Annotated in this window: 22 protein-coding genes; 9 read left to right on the top strand and 13 right to left on the bottom strand. The window is 53.2% G+C overall.

What is annotated here, in order from left to right; all coding sequences use genetic code 11:
* The first annotated feature begins 4 nt into the window (after positions 1-4).
* The 3 genes from NFC81_RS00980 to NFC81_RS00970 all read left to right on the top strand — a co-directional run bounded on the left by NFC81_RS00980 (position 5) and on the right by NFC81_RS00970 (position 3,130).
* Positions 5-1,042 (top strand): LacI family DNA-binding transcriptional regulator, encoded by a 1,038-nt coding sequence (locus tag NFC81_RS00980; RefSeq protein WP_304995669.1) that lies wholly within the window; start codon positions 5-7, stop codon positions 1,040-1,042.
* 59 nt (positions 1,043-1,101) lie between these two features.
* Positions 1,102-2,400, top strand: coding sequence for an ABC transporter substrate-binding protein (locus NFC81_RS00975; protein WP_304995668.1), 1,299 nt, complete (start codon positions 1,102-1,104; stop codon positions 2,398-2,400).
* Between the two features lie 97 nt (positions 2,401-2,497).
* Complete coding sequence (locus NFC81_RS00970; protein WP_304995667.1) at positions 2,498-3,130, top strand: response regulator transcription factor; 633 nt, start codon at positions 2,498-2,500, stop codon at positions 3,128-3,130.
* An 8-nt stretch (positions 3,131-3,138) separates the two neighbouring features.
* On the opposite strand, the gene NFC81_RS00965 is transcribed toward NFC81_RS00970, so the two are convergent.
* From NFC81_RS00965 to NFC81_RS00915, 11 genes are all read right to left on the bottom strand, one after another.
* Positions 3,139-3,762 (bottom strand): fumarylacetoacetate hydrolase family protein, encoded by a 624-nt coding sequence (locus NFC81_RS00965; RefSeq protein WP_304995666.1) that lies wholly within the window; start codon positions 3,760-3,762, stop codon positions 3,139-3,141.
* A 94-nt stretch (positions 3,763-3,856) separates the two neighbouring features.
* Positions 3,857-5,083, bottom strand: a complete 1,227-nt coding sequence (gene malG / locus NFC81_RS00960) for a maltose ABC transporter permease MalG (RefSeq protein WP_304995665.1) — start codon at positions 5,081-5,083, stop codon at positions 3,857-3,859.
* A gap of 12 nt (positions 5,084-5,095) precedes the next feature.
* Positions 5,096-6,829, bottom strand: coding sequence for a maltose ABC transporter permease MalF (gene malF / locus NFC81_RS00955; protein ID WP_304995664.1), 1,734 nt, complete (start codon positions 6,827-6,829; stop codon positions 5,096-5,098).
* A 195-nt stretch (positions 6,830-7,024) separates the two neighbouring features.
* Positions 7,025-8,227, bottom strand: coding sequence for a maltose/maltodextrin ABC transporter substrate-binding protein MalE (gene malE, locus NFC81_RS00950; RefSeq protein WP_304995663.1), 1,203 nt, complete (start codon positions 8,225-8,227; stop codon positions 7,025-7,027).
* A 306-nt stretch (positions 8,228-8,533) separates the two neighbouring features.
* On the bottom strand, positions 8,534-10,309 hold the full coding sequence (locus tag NFC81_RS00945; protein ID WP_304995662.1) for a methyl-accepting chemotaxis protein: 1,776 nt from the start codon (positions 10,307-10,309) through the stop codon (positions 8,534-8,536).
* A 259-nt stretch (positions 10,310-10,568) separates the two neighbouring features.
* Positions 10,569-11,168 carry a penicillin-binding protein activator LpoB gene (locus NFC81_RS00940; protein ID WP_304995661.1) on the bottom strand — a complete coding sequence of 200 codons (600 nt, stop codon included), beginning with the start codon at positions 11,166-11,168 and terminating at the stop codon, positions 10,569-10,571.
* Positions 11,169-11,225: 57 nt separating this feature from the next.
* On the bottom strand, positions 11,226-12,875 hold the full coding sequence (locus tag NFC81_RS00935) for a hypothetical protein (RefSeq protein WP_304995660.1): 1,650 nt from the start codon (positions 12,873-12,875) through the stop codon (positions 11,226-11,228).
* Between the two features lie 3 nt (positions 12,876-12,878).
* On the bottom strand, positions 12,879-14,375 hold the full coding sequence (locus NFC81_RS00930) for a hypothetical protein (RefSeq protein WP_304995659.1): 1,497 nt from the start codon (positions 14,373-14,375) through the stop codon (positions 12,879-12,881).
* Between the two features lie 78 nt (positions 14,376-14,453).
* Complete coding sequence (gene serA / locus NFC81_RS00925) at positions 14,454-15,683, bottom strand: phosphoglycerate dehydrogenase (RefSeq protein WP_304995658.1); 1,230 nt, start codon at positions 15,681-15,683, stop codon at positions 14,454-14,456.
* A gap of 190 nt (positions 15,684-15,873) precedes the next feature.
* A complete protein-coding gene (gene fbaA / locus NFC81_RS00920; protein ID WP_304995657.1) occupies positions 15,874-16,950 on the bottom strand; it encodes a class II fructose-bisphosphate aldolase in 1,077 nt (358 codons plus the stop codon).
* Between the two features lie 172 nt (positions 16,951-17,122).
* Entirely contained in the window at positions 17,123-18,307 is a 1,185-nt protein-coding gene (locus NFC81_RS00915; RefSeq protein WP_304995656.1) for a phosphoglycerate kinase, read from the bottom strand.
* A 254-nt stretch (positions 18,308-18,561) separates the two neighbouring features.
* Here NFC81_RS00915 and NFC81_RS00910 point away from each other — a divergent pair, with 254 nt between their 5' ends.
* The 3 genes from NFC81_RS00910 to bfr (NFC81_RS00900) all read left to right on the top strand — a co-directional run bounded on the left by NFC81_RS00910 (position 18,562) and on the right by bfr (NFC81_RS00900) (position 19,840).
* A complete protein-coding gene (locus tag NFC81_RS00910; RefSeq protein WP_304995655.1) occupies positions 18,562-18,759 on the top strand; it encodes a (2Fe-2S)-binding protein in 198 nt (65 codons plus the stop codon).
* 121 nt (positions 18,760-18,880) lie between these two features.
* Entirely contained in the window at positions 18,881-19,354 is a 474-nt protein-coding gene (gene bfr / locus NFC81_RS00905; protein ID WP_304995654.1) for a bacterioferritin, read from the top strand.
* An 18-nt stretch (positions 19,355-19,372) separates the two neighbouring features.
* Positions 19,373-19,840 (top strand): bacterioferritin, encoded by a 468-nt coding sequence (gene bfr, locus NFC81_RS00900; RefSeq protein ID WP_304995653.1) that lies wholly within the window; start codon positions 19,373-19,375, stop codon positions 19,838-19,840.
* Between the two features lie 59 nt (positions 19,841-19,899).
* On the opposite strand, the gene NFC81_RS00895 is transcribed toward bfr (NFC81_RS00900), so the two are convergent.
* Together NFC81_RS00895 and NFC81_RS00890 are read right to left on the bottom strand one after the other, a co-directional pair.
* Positions 19,900-20,052, bottom strand: a complete 153-nt coding sequence (locus NFC81_RS00895) for a hypothetical protein (RefSeq protein WP_304995652.1) — start codon at positions 20,050-20,052, stop codon at positions 19,900-19,902.
* A 99-nt stretch (positions 20,053-20,151) separates the two neighbouring features.
* Positions 20,152-21,627, bottom strand: a complete 1,476-nt coding sequence (locus NFC81_RS00890) for a serine protease (RefSeq protein WP_304995651.1) — start codon at positions 21,625-21,627, stop codon at positions 20,152-20,154.
* Between the two features lie 178 nt (positions 21,628-21,805).
* Between NFC81_RS00890 and udk the strand changes: the two genes are divergently transcribed.
* Genes udk through thyA form a run of 3 tightly spaced genes read left to right on the top strand, consistent with a single transcriptional unit; the run spans position 21,806 to position 24,111 of the window.
* Positions 21,806-22,456, top strand: a complete 651-nt coding sequence (udk, locus tag NFC81_RS00885; protein ID WP_304995650.1) for a uridine kinase — start codon at positions 21,806-21,808, stop codon at positions 22,454-22,456.
* Positions 22,457-22,459: 3 nt separating this feature from the next.
* Positions 22,460-23,320, top strand: coding sequence for a prolipoprotein diacylglyceryl transferase (lgt, locus tag NFC81_RS00880; protein ID WP_304995649.1), 861 nt, complete (start codon positions 22,460-22,462; stop codon positions 23,318-23,320).
* A complete protein-coding gene (gene thyA / locus NFC81_RS00875; protein ID WP_304995648.1) occupies positions 23,317-24,111 on the top strand; it encodes a thymidylate synthase in 795 nt (264 codons plus the stop codon). The genes lgt and thyA overlap by 4 nt, the downstream gene beginning before the upstream one ends.
* Positions 24,112-24,125 lie beyond the last annotated feature (14 nt).

Genomic DNA, 24,125 nt, shown 5'->3' with positions numbered 1-24,125 from the left:
AACCATGAAACTGACCCTGAAAGACATTGCTGAAGCACTGGGCGTCTCCACCGCCACAGTGTCCAACGCATTCAGTCGTCCGGATCAGTTATCCGTTGAGTTGCGCGAGCGCATTCTGAGCGAGTCCAAACGTCTAGGCTATCGCGGTCCCAATGCCACGGCGCGCAGTTTACGCAGTGGCCGTACCGGCACCATCGCCTTAGTGCTAACCGAACGATTGCAATACAACTTTGAAGACCCGGTAGCCACGCGCTTTTTGCACGGTGTATCTGAGGTGTTTGACCAGCAAAACATCAATATGTTGCTCCTGCCCAGCCGCGCCGAATTCTATCAAAACAACACGGTCGACAGCCTTGCTGATGGTTTCATTATCTATGGTCCGCCAAAGGATGCGGCCGTACTTGATCGCATCGTGGTAAAAGGCAAACCCACCATTACTGTTGACTTCAACCTCCCCGATGTCCGCTCACTGAACATCGATAACTACCATGGCGCGCGTGATGCAGCCCGTCATGGCATCAGTGTTACGTCGGGCCAAGTCGCGGTATTAGCGCTGCGCATACTGACCTATAGCGAAGAAGTCGGCCGGCTGACGAACGATGATACCCTAGCGTCTCAGTATGAGTCTGTGTCACGGCGCCGCCTTGACGGCTATTTATCGGCGATGGACGAAAAAGGCCTCTCTCTTGATCGCCAATGGATCTGGAACGCCCCCGAAAGCCGTTATGAATACGGCTACCAAGCAGCCCGCGAGGCCTTATTGTGCACGCCAAGACCGGAACTTCTGCTGTGCATGAGCGACCGTTTGGCCTTGGGGGCCATTGCCGCCGCGCAAGACATGGGGCTCAGTATTCCGCAAGACCTTAAAGTCATTGGCTTTGATGACATCGCCACAGCAGCGTATCAACGTCCAGCGCTCACCACCGTACACCAACCTCAGAATGAGAAGGGTCGACAGGCTGCTAAGATGGTTCTGGGACTCAGCGATTACAGTAAAGATGTCTTGTTGGAGGCAAAGTTAGTGGTACGTGATTCCTGCTAGAGCGCTGCCGAAAGAAAACTTGAACACACCTTATAATTATAAAAGATAGAGCCCACACCATGTACTCACACACCCCACAATGCATTAGCGCTGCGTTGCTGTTCAGCGCCCTAGCTCTTGCACCAATCACCGTAGCCAACGAACGTCCTGTTACCATCGCCTGCGGAGCTGTAGGCGATGAGCTGGAGCAGTGCGAAGCCTCGGTACGCAACTGGGAGCAGTTAACCGGCCATTCGGTGACCATTGTTCCCCTACCCGACGAGTCCAATCTGCGGCTCGATTTTTATCAGTCCATCATGTCAGCTGGGTCACCTGAACTGGATGTCTTTCAGCTCGACGTGGTCTGGGCTGGTCTATTAGGACACGACTTGATTGATTTGCGGCCTTACTTGACCGCGGAAGATCCAGAGTTCTTTGGTGGGTTGATCACCAACAACACGACCGCCAACGGCGAATTGATCGCCTTACCCTGGTTCATTGATACCGGTCTGCTGTACTACCGCAGGGACCTGTTGGACAAGTACAACCAGCCGCTCCCGGAAACCTGGGAAGACCTCGAACGCATCGCCAGCCATATAATGGCACAGGAACAACGAGGTCTCAGCGGCAACAAATTGTGGGGCTATGTATGGCAGGGCGACAGCTACGAGGGCTTAACCTGTGATGCCTTGGAATGGTTCTACAGCTACACCGGTAGCTCCTTTGTTGAAGTGGATATGAGCGTTTCCATCCTGCAGCCAGGCAACATCGAAATATTGCAACGCGCCGCAGGTTGGATTGGCACCATAAGCCCACCAGAAACCATCGCACATAAAGAAGAAGATGCACGTGCCGTGTTTCAAGCCGGAGATGCGGTGTTTATGCGCAACTGGCCCTACGCTTGGGGCACTGCACAGCGTCCGGACAGTGCCATTCGTGGGCTCATCGGCATGGCGCCTTTACCGCGTGGCCCTAACGGCGTTTCAGCGGCAACGCTCGGTGGATGGCAACTCGGTGTTTCTCAACATTCCCAAAACAGGGCTCTGGCCATTGAGTTAGTTCGCTATCTGGTGAGCGAACAAGAACAAAAGCGCCGCGCCTTGGCTGCTGGTTATAACCCATCAATTCCGGCACTCTACAACGACCCGCAATTGATGGCTGAGTATCCACAATTTGCTGATTTGGTCGAAATCTTTCAAGGTGGTGTGCCGCGCCCGGCGACCATCACCGGACGTGGCTATCCCCTAGTATCCCGCGCCATTCAGCGGCAGGTACACCGAACGTTGACCGGTGAACAAGACGCTGAAACCGCCTTACGTAACCTTAACGCGCAGTTGTCGCGACTGAGTCACTGGTATGGGCAACAGCCCGTTAATTGACCTTAGGGCCAGTGCTCAGCGTGTTAGAAACGTAGACAGCCTGAGGCGTAGGTCTTAGACTGATGACAGAATAATAACGACAGGAAGACACTGGCCCATGGCGCGTATTCTGGTTGCCGATGATCACCCACTGTTCCGTGATGCCTTGCGGCAAATGCTTACGAGCGGTGACCAGCCTCATGATATCGCTGAGACCGACTCCTTACCGGCTACACTCGCTTGGCTGAAACAAGAGGATGAACCGGACTTATTGGTGTTGGATTTAGCCATGCCAGGCTCGGCAGGACTGTTAGGATTACAACAGATTAGACGCGCTTGGCCAGCGTTGCCAGTGGTCGTAGTTTCAGGGAGTGACCAAGCGTTAATCGTCGCAGGTAGCCAAGAGCTGGGAGCACTGGGGTTTTGCTCTAAATCCGCCGCGCCGGATGCATTGCGCCATACCTTAGAGCAAGTGCTGTTAGGAGAGCTGTGCTTCCCAGCCATTTCCGATGCCGGTGAACATACACCGCTACTCAGGGCTATGGCCCAGTTACAAACCCTAACACCTGCGCAATACGATGTAGCCATGCGCGTCTCGACTGGCGAACTGAACAAAACCATTGCTTGGGATTTGGGCATCAGTGAGGCCACCGTAAAAGCACACCTCACCACGATCTTTCGTAAACTGGGCCTGCATGGCCGGGCACAACTGGTCTCGTTGCTCAGCCAGTTACGCCTACGGCCGGAATAAACCGCCGCTCACTGCACCGCTGTGGCTAAATAGTGTTCACCGTTCAGCGTCATGTTCAATGCATCACCGACGCGCAACACGCCGACGCCTGCGGGTGTGCCGGTCAAGATGACATCACCTTTTTCCAATACAAAATGCTGCGACATCTCGCTCAACAATTGAGGCAAGCTAAACAGCATCAAACCGGTATCGCCGTCCTGCACCGTATTGCCATTCAGCGACAGTGTAAACCGAATGGGCAGGTCGCTCGGTAACGCCTGCCGTGGCCCAAGCGCGCAGGCGCCATTGAACGACTTGGCCACTTCCCACGGCCAGCCTTTGTTTTTTAACTCTGATTGTTTGTCGCGCAGGGTTAAATCCAATGCGAGGCCAATGCCACCAACGGCAGCCCATGCTTCTTCTGGCGTTGCCTGATCGAGTGGCTCATCTAACCAGAGTGCCAATTCCGTTTCGTAATGCACGTCACCGCGATCGGTAGGAATGCGCATACCCTGCAACGACTGCACACAACTGCCAGGCTTAATAAACAGCAGAGGTTCGTCAGGAATAGGATTATTCAATTCGGCCGCATGGGCAGCGTAGTTACGCCCAATACAGATGACTTTACCAGGACGATCAGGAAGAGATGTCATACACAGCGCCTCAGCAAAAATACCAGACGCCATTGTGCATGCATAAGGCATTCAGCGGCAAGGGTAGGCCCTGCCACTGCATGCGCTTTTTTACTTAGCCCTTAACACCACCGGCCGTTAATCCACTGACCAAGAAGCGTTGGGCAAACAAGAACACGATGGTAATCGGCACACCGGACAAGACCGCCGCAGCTGCGTAGTTACCCCACAGTGTATTCTGCGGTTGGAAATAGTAGGTCGACCCTACTGCCAAGGTGAGCATGTCTTGACTACGCAACAACACACTGGCCAGCACGAATTCATTGATCGTGGTAATGAACGACAGGATGAAGACCACCGCCAAAATAGGCACACTGAGTGGCAAAAGGATCTTATAGAACGTCTGCCAGGGCGTTGCGCCATCGATGTACGCCGACTCCTCCAATGCAGAGTCGATGGACGTAAAGTACCCCATGATGATCCAGATGTTCATGGTAACACCCGCCAGCATCGCCAAAATATAGGCGGCATGGGTATCCAGACCGAACGCTGGCAAATAGAAACCCAAACGGTCGAACATCTCATACAGGGCTATCACACCTAATACCGCTGGGAACATTTGCAACAACAGCATGCCACGCAATACGTGCATCTTGCCTTTAAAACGCAGGCGGGCAAACGCATAGGCCGAAGTCACTGACAGTGAGAGCAACAAGACAGCCGTGAACATGGACACCTTGATGGAGTTCTTCAACCAGGTTAGCACTGGAAACGGAGGGTTGGTGTAATAGGCTACACCATACTCCACGCGTGGCCGCCCAGATCCGATAAAGCCCGGTGGGAAATCGAGCTGCCCGGACAGCTGATCGCCCAGACGCACGACCAACACGTCGTCGCCTGCTTGCGCCGCCTGCTCTTCTGTTTCTACTAATAAGAAGTCAATCTGATTAGTACGCATCACCTCGTTGGCCCCCGCGTCCAAGGTCAGCAAGCGGATGTAACTGCGCAGCGGGTAGTGTTCGCGCGGAATCTCGCTGTTCACGTTCACTGACCACTGGCCGTCAGCGTCAATATTCAGGCGACCGATGCCCAAGTTCGGTCGAGCAGAACCGGCATCTAGCATGGCACCGTTGTTGTTCATGCCAACGTATACATTACCGAACGCTAAGGTCCAATGCTCCAAGGTGAAATTACGCGGAATTAAATCACCGCGCGCAAAGTTGCCTTCACGGAACGAGATCGAAATAATCATCAGCAGCGGAAACAAAATCACTGTGATGAAGGCGACCAAGAAGCCGTGGGTCAGCCAGACGCGTACTTTTGTTGCAGGTGTAATTACCATGATATGTGCTCCTTAGCGTGCCACGTCGACTTTGGCGTAACGAATGTAGAACATCGACAGTGCAGCAATTAGCAGGAAGATAAGCCCACCAATAGCTGCCCCTAGGGCGTACTCGTTTTGTGCGTCGCCGAACGCAAGACGGAAGGCGTAACTGATCAATAAGTCTGTCTCACCAGCCAACGGATTTGCACCAATGATATTAGGTCCACCGTTAGTCAGCAGGCGAATCAGCAGGTAGTTGTTGAAGTTAAAAGCAAAGGCTGAAATCAGCAACGGGATCATCGGTTTACTAACCAACGGCAGTGTGATCTTCACAAAGTTATTGATCACCCCCGAGCCTTCTAGGGTTGCTGCTTCATACAAGTCATCCGAAATGGACTGCAACATACCCAGCCCCAGAATCATCATGTAGGGATAACCCAACCACAGGTTAGTGATCAGAATCATTACCTTCGCCAACACCGGATCGGTAAACCAGGTGGGTTTGATACCGAACAAGGCTTCCAGAATAATATTGATCTCACCGAAGTTCTGGTTAAACAAGCCTTTGAAAATCTGAATGGAAATGAACGCCGGTACAGCGTATGGCAGGATCATCAAAACACGATACAGCGTCGTGCCTTTGACCAGTTTCCAGTTCAGCAAGCATGCCAGCACAAGGCCGAGTAAATAGGTGGCGAAAACCGTGAACGATGAGAAGATGACCGTCCAGGTAAAAATTTTCATAAACGGCTTCAACATGCCATCTTCGAGGAAGATGCGCTTATAGTTAGCCATCCCGGTATTGACCTGAAAGCCGGGCACTACCCGATACTCGCGCAGACCACGTTCTAGCTCTGCTTGGTAATCACGGAAGTTGGCCTGCAAATCACTGCGATTAACCTGCGTTAACACGCGTAGATTTTCGGTGCTGGCCTGATTGTCACGGACATCCGCCAGAATGCTGAAATCATGCAAAATGTCATCGCGCTGTGGTGTGACTTGGTAGAAAAAACCACGGGAGAAGTCGGGCTCGATGACCATATTTGTACGCTGGTTCACTAGGCGTTCAGAGTCACCTTCTACCGGCACATACAGACTCCGCAACGTACCGAAGGCGCGCGGGCCGCTATAAGACATTGGACTATAGCCGTCGATCTCCGCACTCAGCGCCTGCAAACCGGCGCGATTTGCCAACACTTCACGCAACGCTGCAGGCTCGGTTCCCAACTCACTGTAGTTGATGGGCTCCATCTGAACGCGCTGACTGCCCGCTTCCTGTCCTTCACTCAGACGAACAGGCTCTGACGCATAAAACTGATTGCCACGCTCAATCACTAAACGAAACTGTCCACCATCAGCCGCATGTATCTCAAAAGGGTGACTGCTGCCCTCTTCCAAAAAGGTACGAGACATCAATACCGATTTGGCCCGCTCGTAGTTGAGGAGATTGCTGGAACTGTAATTGGTGAAACTCAGCATGATGGTGTAAACCAGAGGAAACACTGAGAAAAGCGCAATGAACGCGAAGCCCGGTATTAAATACCGAGCGACGTAAATATTGGGGTTCAGATAAACAAAAGCGATAACGCCCGCCAGTGTAATCATACCGACGGCAAAGATGACGTCACCCGACTGGTACATCAAGGTCGACAAAAAGAGCAGTCCGCCCGACAGAAGAATCACTGCACACCAACGAGCTACTTTTTGCCAAGTTGGTACGTCGAATGATTCCGGTGCCATTGGGATGGCATTGGATTGAGCCATGATCACTACTCCACAAGCACACTCTGCGACAGCCTTAGGAACCGATTATACAGAGTGAAAAAGGTAATTAATTTTTATAACGTGTTTACGCGGTACACACCTATACCACATGTTTCCGACAAAAAAGGGGCCCAAAGAGGCCCCCTTTCTAACTTGAAGGAAAGCCTAATCGCTTTCCTCCCAAGCGGGCCATTTTTAGCGCAGCATGCGCTCAACAGCATTGGTCATAGCTTCTGCAGGTGCTTGACGACCGGCAGTGATTGCCTCAAGTGCAGGGCCAACGTTAGACCAGAAACCAGCGATCTGAGGAATGTTAGGCATGTTCAAACCGGCTTCAGCGATCTCATAAGTAGCACCGATCAGATCACCTTGATCAGACGTTTGAATCTGCTCTTGCACGTATTCAACGTGTGCAGATACACCCAAACCTCGAGCTGGGTCAGCCGTATCCATCAAACGCATACCTTCAGTGGTCAGCAGGTATTCAGCCATGAACAGCTCAACCAGGTCAGCATTAGGTGACGCTGCGTTGATGTTCGCAGACAGTACACCAACGAACGAACGACCTGGGTTCACACCATCTACCGCAGGAACCGGTGCCAGACCGAAATCAACGCCAGCCTGAGTGTAACCACCCCACGCCCATGCACCGTTGATGATCATGGCCACTTCGCCTTGAGCAAAGCCTGAATCCATTTCACCGTAACCGGCACCGGCAGGCATAACACCTTCATCGATCAAACGACGAATGGCTTGTGCACCTGCGATCGCACCTTCGTTCGCCATACCTACGTCACGCGCGTTGGCGTTGCCGTTGGCATCAGTACCGAACACGTAACCACCGGCAGAAGACAGCACGGGGAATGAGAAGAATGCGTTGTTGTAATCCCACAGGATGGCAGAACGGCCAGCCGATTGCAGGTTGGCGTGGATGCCATAGATTTCGTCAAAGGTCGTTGGTGGCGTTTGTACCAGCGCTTTGTTGTAAAGCAGGCCAACGGCTTCTACCGCCAGAGGAAACCCGTAAACTTCGCCTTGGTAGGTGTTGGCTTCCCACGCGAAGTCGTCGAAACGAGACACTACATCGCTGCTTGGTGAAATAGGCTGAACTAAACCACCTTCAACTAACTCACCCAGCCAATCGTGCGCCCAGATCATAACGTCTGGGCCACGACCCAATGCTGCTTCCTGACGGAAACGCGCTTGAACGTCATCGGGCGTTTCAACACGCACGGTAACACCGGTATCAGCTGCAAAACGGTCACCGACAGCTTGCAAGCCCGTGTAGGCTTTGTCGCCACCGATCCAGATCAAAATTTCGCCTTCGTTCATCGCCGAGGCATTCAGGGCAAAAGCTGCGGTTGCTGAAGCAACGGCAGTAACAATCAGTTTTTTCATGGTGGTATTCCTGTTGTTGTCTTTATTGTTGTTGTCGTATGTTGTGCAATAAATCGCCACAAGCCCAGCACAGAGTCGGCAGACATAGCGTGCTAGGCGACACGCTTAACACCGTCTAAAATACCTCTGCGCTCTACGCGCTACAATTTAAACCTACCCCTGCAACCAGCATTTCCACCTAGGGTTTTGCACCCCCCTTTTGGCCTCCCACCTCCCGGTGGATTCAGGGTGTATTTAGTGGGTGGACGTAATTTTCCGACCCCTAGCCCCTTTGCAGCGAACGGCTGCGAGGGGTTGATGCTCAGGTTAGATCTTAAACTGGGAAATGAGTGAGCGCAGTTGCGCAGTAACCCGCGACAGGGATTGATTAGCCTCGACCGATGAGCGCACACTTACCGTAACCTCATCGGCCGAATGGCGAATGGATTCGAGATTCTGATCAATTGATTGCGCCACCTGACTTTGCTCGGCGGTGGCTTGCGCAATTTGTGCATTAACGGTCCGAATCGATGCCATTTGCTGCTGGATGTTCTGCAGGGCCTCATTAGTGATACGTATCTGGTCGACCGTCTTCACAGTGACCTGACCGCTTTCTTCAATTTCCGACACCGCCGTACGGGCGTCTTGTTGCAGCTTTTCGACCATACCTTGAATTTCACCGGCCGAGTCGTTCGTGCGTTGCGCAAGGTTTCTAACCTCATCCGCCACCACCGCAAAACCTCGCCCTTGCTCACCAGCGCGCGCTGCCTCAATGGCTGCATTCAAAGCCAATAAGTTTGTTTGCTCGGAGACGCCACGTATCACATCCAGTACACCACCAATATCTTCACTGCGTTGAGCCAACTGCTGAATAACGGATTGGGCACTTTGAATCTTCTCATTCAGCGTATCGACCAACGCCATACCAGACTGCATCTCCGTGCTGCCATGGCGTGCCGCATCATCTACCGCATTGGCTGCCGATGCCGCCTGCTCAGAGTTTTCTTGGATGGTATGTGCGGTCATTGCCATTTCATTAGACGCCGTGGCAACCTGATCCAACTGATGGGTCTGAGCTTCCACATGATTACGAGCATTGTCGCTGGCGTGGCCGTTGTCGGCCGACACCGATGCCAAGCCGTCCACCGAAGTCACAATGTTTTGGATGATGTGATCAAACTTTGCAATAAGGCTATCGAACGCGTCACTGATGCTGCGCAACTCATCGGTACGCTGGTAATTAATGCGCGACGACAAATCATTACCGGTCTCAATTGCAGTAATTTGTTGGCTTAAACGTTGGATAGGTGACAACACAGACCGCAGGAAGATAGCCCCGGCCATTAAGCCCAAAACAATCAAAATGAATGCACTGCCCGACGACACCAGCCGCGAATCATTGACACGACGATTAATATCTTCGGTTGAACGCAACAACTCAACACCCGACAAGACGAGGGATTCGCTGGCGGAAGACACACCTTGGCGACCACTTTCGACCGCACTTTGGTAGTCTCGAGTAATGGCATCCAGAATACCGATGATATTGTCGGCTTGCTCTTGAGACACCACCGCCATCGCCCGACCCATGGACGGGTTATTGCGCTCGTAGAAATCAAACATCCGGCGGGATGCCATACGATAGGTGGCAAACTCCTTACGTATATTCTCAACACGTTCAGCCTGAGATGGATCGCGCTGCTCTATAGCGTCAAATTCATCCGCCAGCTGTACCTTAATTACTTCAGCGTTTTCCACCTGTTCCATCTCATAGGTCAGGCTAGCCAGAAAGTCGATGAACTGCATTTCGTAAATCAACGACTTTAACTCGTTGATCAGCTCCACTTGTTCATTCAAATCCGCCTGCTCAGCAACCAGCGCCGTTTGGCGTTCGAGTTGCCGACGCTGCGACTCTACCTCACCGATTTGGGCCGATGCTGCCGCACCGATATTGGTCAGTGCTTGCAAATTAAAGATTACAATAGCGACCGTGAACGCCAATAACACACCGATCAAAGCAACGATTCGCGTTTTTAACGTAAAACCTGTGTACCCGGTCTGTCCTTGACGACGAGAAGAGCTTGCCAATATTGATTTAAGCATAGCCGGACTACCTTTTCGTAAAGTCAGTCATGATTCATTGCGGCAACGAACCTGACTTATTTGTTATAAGAATACTCATTGAAAACCGACGATGACGGAATTCTGCACTTTGTTGCATTATCGTCACAGAGCACAGAATTAGGAGGCGTAAATATCCTAGGGATGGAGATGGGGACTAGGGGGTTTTCGAAGGTAAAACAGGTAGGAAGGCTTTCGCGACGAGCGCGAAAGCCTTAATTTAACGCGTTCAGCCTGCCTTTTAGCGGCGACGACGTTGTTGCAGTTTCTGGATGCGTTCGGTACCCAACCAGACTTCCCGGTTGTCGAGAATGCTGACCAGCTTCATGTCGACCTGATAGTAGGTGACACGTTGGCCGTCGAGCGTATCCACAAAAGAATTGATTTCGCCAGTCAGTGCGAAGTCGGCCCCAATTTCCTGCCCCATCTGATTCACGGTATCTTCACGCGCATTCAACTCCTGATCCAGGCGCTCCTCGCGAACATCATCACGCTCTTCACCACCAGCGACGAATTCCAACTGACCCGTCATCAACATGGCGCGACGAATATCATTAATAAAAGTATTCACCGGAATGTGTTCGTGCGAACGGTTACGCATGCTCTGTACGATCACTACCGGGCGCTTATTATTCGCTTGGACAAAATTGTTGTACCACGGAAAGGTGACCATATCACTGATCATGGTTTCCGATACCATGCGAGAATCAGTGGCATTCCAACGATCCGTCAACGCTATTTCTTCGTTAGGGTCTTCACGGCTGACCGTCACTGAGGGGCCAGCACAAGCTGCCAATACGGCTAGGGCCAGCATCAGCACGGCAAGATTTATGACACGCATTTCCATTTCCTCATCAATAAATTGGGCGTCTGCCCTCTATAGTAGTGCGACCTAGCCTTAATGACCAAAGGTACGCGCGTAAAATATATTTACTTGGCCTGGGCGAAGGCTGACCTCTCGCTGCCAAAGTACGCGCTCGTCGACCATCAGCGCTAATACGGATTCATCCGCTGGTACGCGTGCACTGACCGCACGTGCCCAAGCCGGCAATGTCGCCCAATGGCGCGTTTCAGCGCGGGCCGTAGCGGTCGTCGCCACTCGTCCGGCTAACGAAAACAAAAAACCAAGACTGTTGTCATTGGAGCCCACCGCGCGACTAACATTGGCGCTCGCGGCGTTCTTGATGGTTTCCCGCAACAGTGCCGCCATCATTTCTTCTTGGGCCACGCGCAGTCGTTCTTGCCGCGCCAACTGCTCAATGTTGGCAACGGCATGCAAGTGACCAAGACGAGCATCACCGACACGAAGCACGGACGCACGCGGCGGTTCATAAGCCGGAGGATAATAAGGCACCGATACCCGCACTCCAAAGTCACCGATACCAGCCAGCAAGCCGACTTCATCGGCAACATCCCACAACGGGCCCAACTGTATTTGCTTGCTGCGCAGTGGATCTTCCAAGACCGACCAAACGCCACCGGCCTGATAACGCGCCAGTAGATCAAACAACCCGGTGTCGGCATAGTGCAGGGTGAACCATGTAAGCTGCTCAAGTTGTTGCGCCTGATCACCACTGACCACTGGCTCCAGCGACAATGAGCGTGACGCATTGCGCTTGGTTAAATACAGGTTGAGCTCACCGACCGAAGGAATCAACCCAACATGCTCGACCACCAGCACCAAGGCTTCATCGGATCCCAGCGGGCGTGTTTCTTCCTCACTCAAGCCTTTCTCTTCAACCAATCTGGGCCACTCGTCACCCCACCCCCCGCCGGCACGCATCATGCGTACGGTGGCGGTCCAAGCCAAACGAGTTGCTTCCTCCGGCAATTGGTACTGTTCTGCATAACCGGATTCATAGGCCACAGCTGCCGCCTGATAGGCTACCCGTGCACTGTCCCATTCACGGAGGTTTTCGTAGGTAATACCGGCCAAAAAACGTGCCCACGCATCATCACGATAGATCAGCGTAGTAGGGTCCATGTATTGGCCGTTCAACTGCCGCAGAATTCGCAAAAAGCCCGACGCCTTATCGTCTTCCGCCGTCGCAGCTTCTAGATAGTCGCCTTCGTTGGCGGCGAATTCGTTCAGGATAATTTCCAGCCGACGCGCTTCAACACGCGCCGACTCAAGCCAGCGCGCCTCACCGGTTTGCTGCGCCAATCCGAGATAGTTCAGCGCTTTAAAATAGTTCACATAGGCAAACTCGTAAGGCGTGCCAGAGTAAGTCCCCATGGCTGGACTGGTCATAAAATTGCGGAATTGTGCGCTGTAGGCGGATACCGACAAGGCATCACGAAGGTCATCGGCGCGCTGTAAAAAGCTATTACTACCGGCAAAATCACCCGCCAAATGGCGCACCATGCCAATTTCCAAGTAGTACAGGAGCTCCTCACGTGCGCTGCCCTGCAATACAGACGAAAAATGCTCTTCTGCCGCGACATAATCACCCCGCTCTACAGCCTGCAATGCATCCAGTTGCTTATCACCATAGGTCGCACAACCTACCAACAACAGCGCAGTACACACGGCTATCACAATCCGCATGGATCAGGGCACTCCTATGATTTGTGGGGCACGCCCCTCTACCTGAGGGATCAAGCGTCCAAGGGGCGCATGCAGATACGAAGGGTCGGCCCAGTAAAAGGTCGCACCGCCCACCTGAGTGCTGCCCAGGCCAGAGCGCGGCGGCAACTGGATGGCGGTCGCGACATGCCCCGGAAAATACAACGCTACCACGTCGACTCGCAACAAATCACGCACCAAGAGGGCGTAAATCAGAGCGCGGTCTTCACAGTCGTTGTACCCGTTTGCAAAGGACTCAATGGGGTGTTGATAATTTTCCTGACCAAACTGCTCTTGATCAGTCTTGTAACCGGTCACAAACTGTGCGAAACGCAGCAGATAACTGGCCTGTTCAAACAGGCTCATACCCCGTAACCGAGGCTGCAGCTGCTCGCGCAAAACGTCGCGCATTGGCAGGGGCATGGGCTGGGCAAAATAATCCTGCAATGACAACTGCGGATAGCGCTCGAGGTGGCTTACCAAGGCGTCGTTTACCGGCAACTGGAATTGCTCATCGGTGCCGAACATATCAACGGTTACTGGCTTCAATGTCCAAGTGCCACCGACATTCAACGCCGGGTGAGGCAACAGCTCCACGAAGCTGCTGGCGCGCCTGTGCTGCTCGGAGTAACTGGTGATTTGGCCTAAGGGGTATTGCCCTTGCGGACTGAAAGCATAAAAGCGTACCCCTTGGTAAGTGACATAGGGTACGTTGTACTGGCTCTGGCGAGTCGCTACCAACAGATACACGCTATCATTGTCGTAGCCCACCCTAACCTGCATACCTTGTCGCACCGCCAGATACCAGGTTAACAAGGTTTGCGCTTCAGCACGCTCCACTATTTGCCCAGCAAAACTGTGCATGACCAACAATTGATCGTAGGTATTGAGGTGATTGCGCCGCGCTAATTCTGCCACCAAGCGACCCACCTCTTCAGCGCCACGCCATGCCGACATAACTTGCCAATAATCGGCAATCGCCCGCTCGTCAACGCGCGTTGGTAAACGGCCCTGTAAGGGTTGATTAACCCGCAGCTCAGCGCTCAACCCCTCATATCGCAATGTCATACGCTGCCCAGAAGGCGGCGCCGCGGGTGTTGGGGTCACCGGTGCGGGGGTAGGTGCTACTATGGCAGGCGGTTCTGGTGTTGTAATGACTGGTGGCTGCGGCGTTAGCTCAGGCTCCACCCAAGTCGGAGCAGCTTCAGGCTTCGGCTCGGCGGCAGGGGGCTGCTGAACAAAGGTATCAAAGGACACCCACTGCTCATCCAACCAGCGTGCAAAGTCGGCATCGTGTTGGTCACGAAAGGCGGAGAAACGACTTTGTTGCTCCGCTAACCACTGACGAAACTCCTGATTTGCTTGCGCCTGAACACCAGATGACAAACTACAGAGCCCAACCGTAAAGCCAAGCACCGCGAGCCATTGCCATGTTTTTGAAAGAATATTGACGTTCATCTGGCTTAGCATAGCATCGTTCATTCCTTTGGCTATACCTTCATACGACAGATTCACGACACTGGGCGCAGCGCCTCAATGTCGCGAATCTGATCAGCACGGCTAAAACAGAATCCGGGCCTTAATCGTACCCTTAACCTGACTCAGCTTTTCCAGTGCCAGCGGCCCAAAAGCTTGGTCGACATCGATCACGACATAACCTACGGTCTCATTGGTCTGCAAGTACTGCGCACTGATGTTGATGCCGTTATCTGACAGAATGCTGTTGATCAGTGACAACACGCCCGGCACGTTCTGGTGAATGTGCAGAATGCGGTGTTTGCCTTCCAGCGTCGGCAAAGCGACCTCTGGGAAGTTAACCGCCGAGATCGAGGTACCGTTGTCAGAGAACATGGCCAGTTTTTCTGCCACTTCTGAACCGATGTTTTTCTGCGCTTCCATCGTACTACCACCGACGTGCGGGGTCAGAATCACGTTATCGTAAGCGCGCAATGGGCTTTGGAACTCTTCATCATTGCCACGCGGCTCAACCGGGAACACGTCAATAGCAGCACCGAGTAGCTTTTTGCTTTCCAGCGCGGCCGCCAAGGCATCTATATCGACCACGGTACCGCGCGCCGCATTGATAAAGATCGCGCCTTGTTTGATGGCTTCAAACTCGGCCGCGCCCATCATCCACTTGGTGGACGCCGTTTCTGGCACGTGCAGCGACACCACATCAGACGTCGCCAACAGCTGGCGCAAACTGCCCACTTGCGAGGCATTGCCCAGCGGGAGTTTATTGACGATGTCGTGGAAAATAACGTTCATGCCCAAGCCTTCGGCCAACACACCGAGCTGTGTACCGATGTTACCGTAGCCAACAATACCCAACGTTTTACCGCGGATTTCAAAGGAGTTGGTCGCCGTTTTCTGCCAGCCGCCGCGATGGCACACAGCGTTCTTCTCTGGGATGCCACGCAGCAGCAAAATGGCTTCGGCTAACACCAGCTCTGCGACAGAGCGGGTGTTGGAGAACGGCGCATTGAATACCACCACACCTTTTTCGGTCGCGGCACGCAGGTCAACCTGATTGGTGCCGATGCAGAAACAACCAATGGCCACCAGCTTGTCAGCGTGCTCCAGTACGTCACGCGTTAATTGCGTACGCGAGCGGATACCGATGAAATGGACATCACGGATCTTCTCTTTGAGCTGCTCTTCCGGCAATGAAGATGGCAGGACCTCAATTTCCGAGTACCCAGCGCGCTCCAATGACTCAACGGCAGAAGGATGGATGCCTTCCAATAACAGAATGCGGATTTTTGCTTTATCGAGTGATGTTTTGGCCATGCTTGCTGTACTTCCCGCTTATTTCTCTTTTGATGGTTGTCGGTGCTGACGATTCAGGGGCGCGCAGTTTATCACAAGACCACACCGCACCACATAGCATAAATTTTCACCAACCCATGAGTAGCTTTCATTCATTTCCATGGGCATAAAAAAGCCCGGACTGGCCGGGCTTCTTTTCATACTGTATTGATTACAGCGTGTTAACTGCATTCAGCTCAGCGAATGCCTGCTCTAAACGCTTGATCATTGACGTCTGGCCTTCACGTACCCAAACGCGTGGGTCGTAGTATTTCTTGTTAGGCTTGTCGTCACCCTCTGGGTTACCGATTTGACCTTGCAAGTAGCCTTTCTTGTCTTCGTAGTACTTACGTACGCCGTCCCACGTCGCCCACTGGGTATCAGTGTCGATGTTCATCTTGATCACGCCGTAGCTGATCGACTCTTTGATTTCCGCTGCCGTAGAACCTGAACCACCGTGGAAAACGAAGTTCAAAGACTTGGCGGGCAAACCGAATTTGTCGGACACGTACTTCTGCGAGTTGTCCAGAATCTCTGGAGTCAGCTTCACGTTACCTGGCTTGTACACGCCGTGTACGTTGCCGAATGACGCAGCGATGGTGAAACGCGGGCTAACCTTGATCAGTTGCTCGTAAGCATAAGCCACGTCTTCTGGCTGCGTGTACAGCTCAGAGCTGTCGATACCGGTGTTATCAACACCGTCTTCTTCACCGCCGGTCACACCCAATTCGATTTCCAGCGTCATGCCCATCTTGTCCATACGCGCCAAATATTCTGCGCAGGTACCGATGTTTTCTTCCAGGCTCTCTTCCGACAGGTCGATCATGTGCGAGCTGAACAACGGCTTACCGGTCGCCGCGAAGTGTTCTTCACTGGCGGCCAACAGGCCATCGATCCAAGGCAGCAGTTTTTTCGCTGCGTGGTCGGTGTGCAGAATAACCGGTACGCCATAAGCGGCTGCAACGGCGTGAACGTGCTTGGCACCGGATACCGCACCGATGATTTGGGCTTCATGGCCGTCCATCGTCAGGCCTTTACCGGCCACGAACGCTGCGCCGCCGTGCGAGAACTGCACCACAACAGGGGCTTTTACCTTCGCAGCCGCTTCCAATACAGCGTTGATGGAGTCGGTACCCACCACGTTAACCGCGGGCAGGGCGAATTTATTCTGTTTGGCGATTTCGAATACTTTTTGTACGTCGTCACCAGTGATTACGCCGGGTTTAACGACATCTAAAATTTTGGTCATGATCTTTGTCCTGTTCACTCGTGCATGTGAGGGCCTGTTAACGGTGCTGTGCCGCGCGGGCGCATTGTATCACAGGCTCTTCGTTTGTGTGGCAGGAGGAACTCCCCCGACCACGCTTTTTCTATGCAACTGCAAGGCAGAATTTAACGCCGCCATAGCAAGCACCGTAGTTTTAGCTATGCCCTTTAGCGCGCTCTTCCAGAATCGCCACTGCAGGCAACGTCTTACCTTCTACAAACTCCAGGAAAGCGCCGCCGCCGGTAGAGATGTAAGAGATCTTGTCGGCCAGATCGTATTTGTCGATTGCCGCCAAGGTGTCACCACCGCCCGCAATGGAAAAGGCATCACTGTCAGCGATGGCGTGCGCAATGGTTTCGGTACCTTTAGCGAAGGCATCGAACTCAAACACGCCGACCGGGCCGTTCCAGATGATGGTCTTCGCGTTCTTCAGAATTTCTGCGACTTTTGCTGCAGTGCGAGGGCCGTAGTCGATGATTTCTTCATTATCGGCGACTTGATCCAGCTCTTTTTCCAATACCGGGGCATCGTGACGCCACTCATTGAAGCGCAACGTGGTGGTGCGGCAATCTTCCGCTGAAATCACTTCGGTCTTGGCACGAATGCGATTGGCTTCGTCGATCAGATCTGGCTCATGCAGAGACTGCCCTACGTTGTGGCCAGACGCCGCAACGAAGGTGTTAGAGATACCGCCACCGACCACCAAGATGTCGCACTTCTCAGACAAAGCTTCCAATACCGTCAGCTTGGTCGATACCTTGGAGCCACCGACAATAGCAACCATGGGACGAGCAGGCTCTTTCAAGGCTTTAGCCAGGGCATCCAGCTCGGCCGCCAGTAAAGGGCCAGCCGCCGCGATGGGGGCGTATTTCGCCACGCCGTGGGTAGAAGCTTGGGCGCGGTGCGCGGTGCCGAAGGCGTCCATGACGAAAACGTCGCACAGCTTAGCCATTTTTTGGGCCAACGCGTCGTCGTTCTTACCTTCGCCCTTGTTAAAACGAACGTTATCAAGCAGAACGATGTTGTGGTCGCCCATGTCTACGCCATCCACCCAGTCACGCAACAGTGGTACTTCTACGCCGAGTAATTTACTGAGGTGCGCAGCAACAGGCGCTAAAGAAGATTTTTCATCAAACACACCCTCTTCCGGACGACCGAGGTGTGATGTCACCATGACTTTGGCGCCTTTTTCCAGCGCCAATTTGATGGTCGGCACAGAGGCAGTGATGCGCTGATCGGAGGTAATGTTGCCTTTGTCATCGAAAGGTACATTCAGGTCTTGGCGGATCAGTACACGCTTGCCAGCCAAATCCAGATCGGTCATTTTGATTACGGACATACGGTTTTCCCTCGGTCATGGTGGAGAATGCGGCGTATTTTACGCGTTGAGCGATCAAATCGCATCCAATTTTGTAAGATTATTTCAATTTACACCTAAAAACGGCATTTTCTGGCCGAGCGGCCAACAAATTACCGGTTATTTTGGAGCTTTATTACAGAAAACCAAAAGGCATGCTAATCCGCACCCATGTACTTGACATTGATTATCATTTACGAATAATACCTATATAGATTCGTATTAGGTGTTAGGCCATGTATGTTTGTATCTGTAAAGGTATCACAGAGCGCCAAATTGAGCGCAGCATCTTGTCGGGTGAAGTGAACAACTGGCGCGATGTTCGCAATACCTTGGGCGTCGCTACCGAATGCGGCAAGTGCGCCTGCCATGCGCGTGCAGTCCTACAACAAACGCATGAAAAAGTCGGCCAGTGGACACCCAACGCCGCTTAACGGCATTTCTCGTAAAAAGCCTTTTTGTACTCGTCACCCTACGCAAGGTCTTCTATAGTGAGGTGCCATCTGGGAGGTTTTTAGATGCTCCCATCAGCCTTCCTTACGAGAGGAGCTCATTATGAAAGCAGACCCTAAGATCATTGCCGCACTGAATACCGTCCTCGCCAACGAACTGGTGACCATCAACCAAACCTTTTTGCACGCCCGCATGTGTCGCAATGCTGGCTTCAAAGTGTTGAATGACCGCTTCTATCATGAATCCATCCACGCCATGAAGCGCGCCGACAAATTAATTGAGCGTGTGCTGTTCTTAGAAGGACTGCCCAACCTCCAGCAACTTGGCCGTCTGCGCATTGGTGAAGAAGCGACTGAGATGTTGAACTGCGATCACCTGCTGTACGTCGACAACCTGGCAGACTTACGCTCATCCATTGTGACCTGCGAAAGCCTGCAAGACTATGTCAGCCGCGACATGCTCACCGATCTGTTGGAGGATGAAGAGGAATACCTCGACTGGCTGGAAACGCAGCAAGAGCTGATTACCCACGTCGGCAAAGAAAATTACCTGCAAGCCCAGGCATTTGACCAGTAACTCAACCAGGAGCTCATTATGAAAGGTAATCAAGCCATCATCGATTCACTCAACGGCTTGCTGGCGTATGAACTGGCGTCCATTGATCAATACTTTATTCACAGTCAAATGTATGACAACTGGGGATACCAGAAGCTGTTCGAGCGCATTGACCACGAGCGGCAAGATGAAACGGGGCACGCCACACTCCTGATTGCCCGCATCTTATTTTTGGAAGGCACACCAAACGTGGTGCAGCGTGCCCCTTTGCGCCTCGGCGCTAATGTGCCAGACATGCTGAGCGCCGACCTGCAAACAGAGTACGATGTGGCCGCTGCACTGAAGACCAGCATCGCCCTGTGCGAACAGCAGCAAGACTATGTGACGCGGGATATTCTGCTCAAGTTGCTCGATGACACCGAGCAGGATCACGCTCACTGGCTTGAGCAGCAGTTGGGCTTGATCAAAGCCATGGGGCTGGAGAATTATCTGCAAGCACAGGTTTAGCCAAGGCGATCGTAGGCGCGCAGCCTTCGGCGCGCCTGTTTGGACAAAGAGCTGGCCTCTTACAGCAACAGGTTGCCGACAGCGGCCAACACCAAGCTGACGAAGAAAAACAACACCACCCAGACAGGCGCATGGCGCGGGTGCCGCTTGACCCGCATCCTCAATACTTGCTCAAACCACTTCTCTGGACGTTCACTGGCTGTATGGCGCATGGTGCAAGGCTCCTCTCAAGACGGCCCATCAAAAAATGATGCCGTTCAACTACCTCACACCAATGTTAATGATAAACACTATCATTAACAAGTAGATTTCTATTGCTCCGATAGCAAGATGCGCCATTCCTCAGGCATCGCCAACACCGGGTAAACGTAACCCAACTTACCACTCCCCTGACCCACCGTTTCGGTGGGTATACCGACCAAGCGCAACTGTCCATCCAGCGCCGAACCACCGGAGTTACCTTGTGAGAACTCGGAATCAGTCTTGATCACGGTACCGAAATCATCGGCTTCGAATCCAGAAACGTAACCCCGAGTTAAGCTGATCGTCCCTCTAGCCCAACGCCCGCCTACAGCAGGGTAGCCAATCACCGTCAATGGGTCACCAATACGCAGACTGTCTTCCTGGTTCAGTTGGACATAGGGCAATGGCAGAAAACTCGCCATTGACTCGCTGTAGACTCCCTCAGTGACACGCAACAGTGCCATGTCGCGCTCGGGCGCCACCGCAAGCACCTCAGCGTGAAACATCTCTTGGCTGGGTAGGCGATGATCCAGGCTCATGCCGATCACGATCGGCGCATCGTCGTTCAGGTAGCCCTCAACCACATGGTAGTTGGTTAGAATGTGCCCTTGTGCACTGATGAAGGTGCCTGAGCCAGAGGAGTGCGTGGTCATGACTTCCACCGTCGCCAGCAACGCACGCTCAAGATCATCACGCGGTGCCGGCACATCACGCCCTTGTTGCAAAAAGGACGGCGGCGAACCGTCCAGGCTGACGTGAACGCCATAGCCAACGTCACGCAGACGCTCCACCTGATCCACCACCACAAGATAGTAAGTCATACCCATGACCAATGCCGGCTCATCGCGCTCGGTGACGACCAAGCGCTCCTGTGGGCGCACAGTCGCAGCGAACAGCGGGCTGCTGTAGATATCTGGCGAGGCTTTGCGCGGAAATAGAAAAATATCGAGATCACTCACGGTATCAAACACATCGATGCGCAAGGCCTCAGTCTCTTTGGGCACATCAATTCGGTAATAATGCAGCATGCCGGTGGTTTGCTGCAGGCGGTCATGATGCGGCTGCCCAGGTACCAAGGTGGCGCGCGGCGTGGTGTCGGCCACATCAAATACCAACTCAAACGGCAAATGTGCGCGCCCGGTGGGGGCATCATTGTATTGATAGAGTACATCCAACAGATACTGCCCGCCGTTTAGGTCGGCGTTATCCTGACGGAATACCGTCAGCGTTTCCAGCGCGGTCATCTCTTCCGACAGCGCCACCAGTTCGCCATTAGGACGATACAATGCGAGATCAAGATCGACATCGGCGCTCAGAATCCTCGCCTGCAGCGCTACAACATCCTCTGGCAAATGAATACGATAACGTTGTTCGACGTTGCCACCACGACTGACATCCAGCTCTCCTTGCACCACCACACCCGGCTGCAACAATGGGAAGCGCTGCAACCCTTTGACCGACTGCTGTGCCGACACAGGGGCAAGCAGCAGTGTAATGAATAGACTGCACCACAGGGCCCAGCGCATTGCCACTCTTAATGTCATATAACCCTACCCTGCTTAGCTTGTTTAAAGACGCCATCATATCACTGGATTTCCATTCGGCCAGAGTGCCGGCAATGAAGACACGGTAGGCTGCTTATGCTTAAATACCGCCTATCATTGTCGAGTGTTTTGTCCGCACTCGGCTGTCATTATTTTCTCTGGAAGGGCCAAGCGCGCTATGCGGGAACCTGTGTTAATCGGTATTGCTGGCGCATCCGGCTCTGGAAAGACCACCCTAACGAATCAGTTGGTCAAACGTGTGCGCGAAGAGCTGCCAGAATTCACCGTGGCGGTGGTACGTGAAGACTATTTTTATTTGGATCAGACGGATGTACCAATGAACATCCGCGAACAGACAAATTACGACGACCCCGCCGCCCTAGAGCACGACCTGATGGTGCGGCAATTACGCCAGTTGCAGAAGCGCAAAACAGTACACGCCCCGCAATATGATTACGCCGTACACAACCGCAAAGCGGATACAAGGGCGCTGGGCCCGGCCGATTTGATCGTAGTCGAAGGTCTGTTCATCTTACATTGCGAAGCACTTGCCGACCTGATGGACCTGAAGGTGTATGTGGATACACCTTTGGATATGTGTCTGGCGCGCCGCTTGACGCGCGACATCAACGAACGAGGCCGCACGCCAGACAGCGTGGTGGCCCAGTATTTGAAGACGGTTCGCCCCGGCTACAAGTCTTACGTAGAGCCCAGCAAGGCCAAGGCCGATGTGATTATTCCTGCCCTGCTGCCGAACCCAAGAGCCATTGATGTGTTGTCCGCGCAGTTGCGCCATCAGCTCACCCAACCCTTTATTACAGGAGCCTAAACCGTGCCATGGACGCATGATCTGAACCCCGTTTTTCTCAGTATCGGCCCACTCAGTATTTACTGGTATGGTCTCAGTTATGTAGTGGCCTTTTTAGGCGGCTGGGCGCTTGGCAATTGGCGCGCGAAGAATCAGCCGTGGCGGGGCTGGACACCCGATATGGTCAGCGACATGCTGACCTACGTCATCGTTGGCACCTTCGTCGGTGGCCGCGTTGGCTATATTCTGTTTTACCAGTTCCAAGGCTGGGTCGACGACCCACTGATGCTGGTGCGCGTGTGGCAAGGCGGCATGTCGTTCCACGGCGGTTTTATCGGCGTATCGACGGCGCTGGTGTTGTTTGCCCGCAAAAACAAGCTGTCATACTGGCAAGTGACCGACTTCATCGCGCCTTTAGTACCGCTGGGTATCGCGGCGGTGCGGATGGGTAACTTCATCAACGGTGAACTCTGGGGTCGCCCCACCGACGTTGCCTGGGGGATGATTTTCCCCAATGCGCCCGACGCCTTGGCGCGCCATCCATCGCAGCTCTATCAGGTGGCCGGTGAAGGCTTGATGTTGTTTGCTATACTTTGGTGGTTCAGCCACAAGCCGCGTCCCCGCTTAGCCGTTACCGGTTTCTTCCTCGCGGGCTATGGCTTTTTCCGGTCCATCGCTGAGTTTTTCCGGCAGCCGGACAGCCATATTGGCTACCTACTCGGTACCGATTGGCTGACCATGGGAATACTGCTCTCGCAGCCCATGGTCATTCTTGGTATCGCCTTTTTAATGGTGGCGTACCAGCGCAAGATCAGCGACGAACAACAGCCTGAGGCAGCCCCAAAGGCAGCACCACGCAGCGGTAAGAAGAAGCGTAAATCATGAAACAATACCTCGACCTCATTCGACACATCAAAGCCAATGGCACAGTAAAAACCGACCGCACGGGCACGGGCACGCAGAGTGTGTTTGGCCACCAGATGCGCTTTAACCTGCAAGAGGGTTTTCCGCTTATTACCACCAAGAAGGTGCATTTGCGTTCGATTATTGTCGAGCTCTTGTGGTTTCTGAACGGCGACACCAACGTTAAATACCTGCAAGACAACGGTGTCAGCATCTGGAACGAATGGGCGGATGAAAACGGCGACCTTGGCCCCGTCTATGGCAAACAATGGCGCTCGTGGCAGACGCCCTCGGGCGAAACCATTGACCAGATCTCACAGGTCATGGCGCAGATCAAGAACAATCCGGATTCCCGCCGCATGCTGGTGGTGGCCTACAACCCAGCGGATGTGAACCAGATGGCACTGCCCCCCTGCCATTCGCTGTTTCAGTTTTATGTCGCGGACGGCAAGCTGAGCTGCCAACTGTATCAACGCAGCTGCGATGTGTTTCTCGGCCTGCCATTTAACATCGCCAGTTATGCCCTGTTGACGCAGATGATGGCCCAGCAAGCCGATCTGGACGTGGGTGATTTTGTCTGGTCCGGTGGCGATGTGCACATTTACAGCAACCATCAAGAACAGACGGATCTACAGCTCACACGCACACCGTTCGCTTTGCCGAAGATGCTGATCAAGCGCAAACCGGCCAGCCTGTTCGACTACCAGCTCGATGATTTTGAATTGGTGGGTTATGAAGCCCATCCTCATATTAAAGGCGCGGTGGCAGTTTAGTCGCCGTCAGCAAC

The organism is Salinispirillum sp. LH 10-3-1, assembly GCF_030643825.1.
Classification (GTDB): domain Bacteria; phylum Pseudomonadota; class Gammaproteobacteria; order Pseudomonadales; family Natronospirillaceae; genus Salinispirillum.
This window is presented reverse-complemented; position numbering and strand designations above follow the sequence as displayed.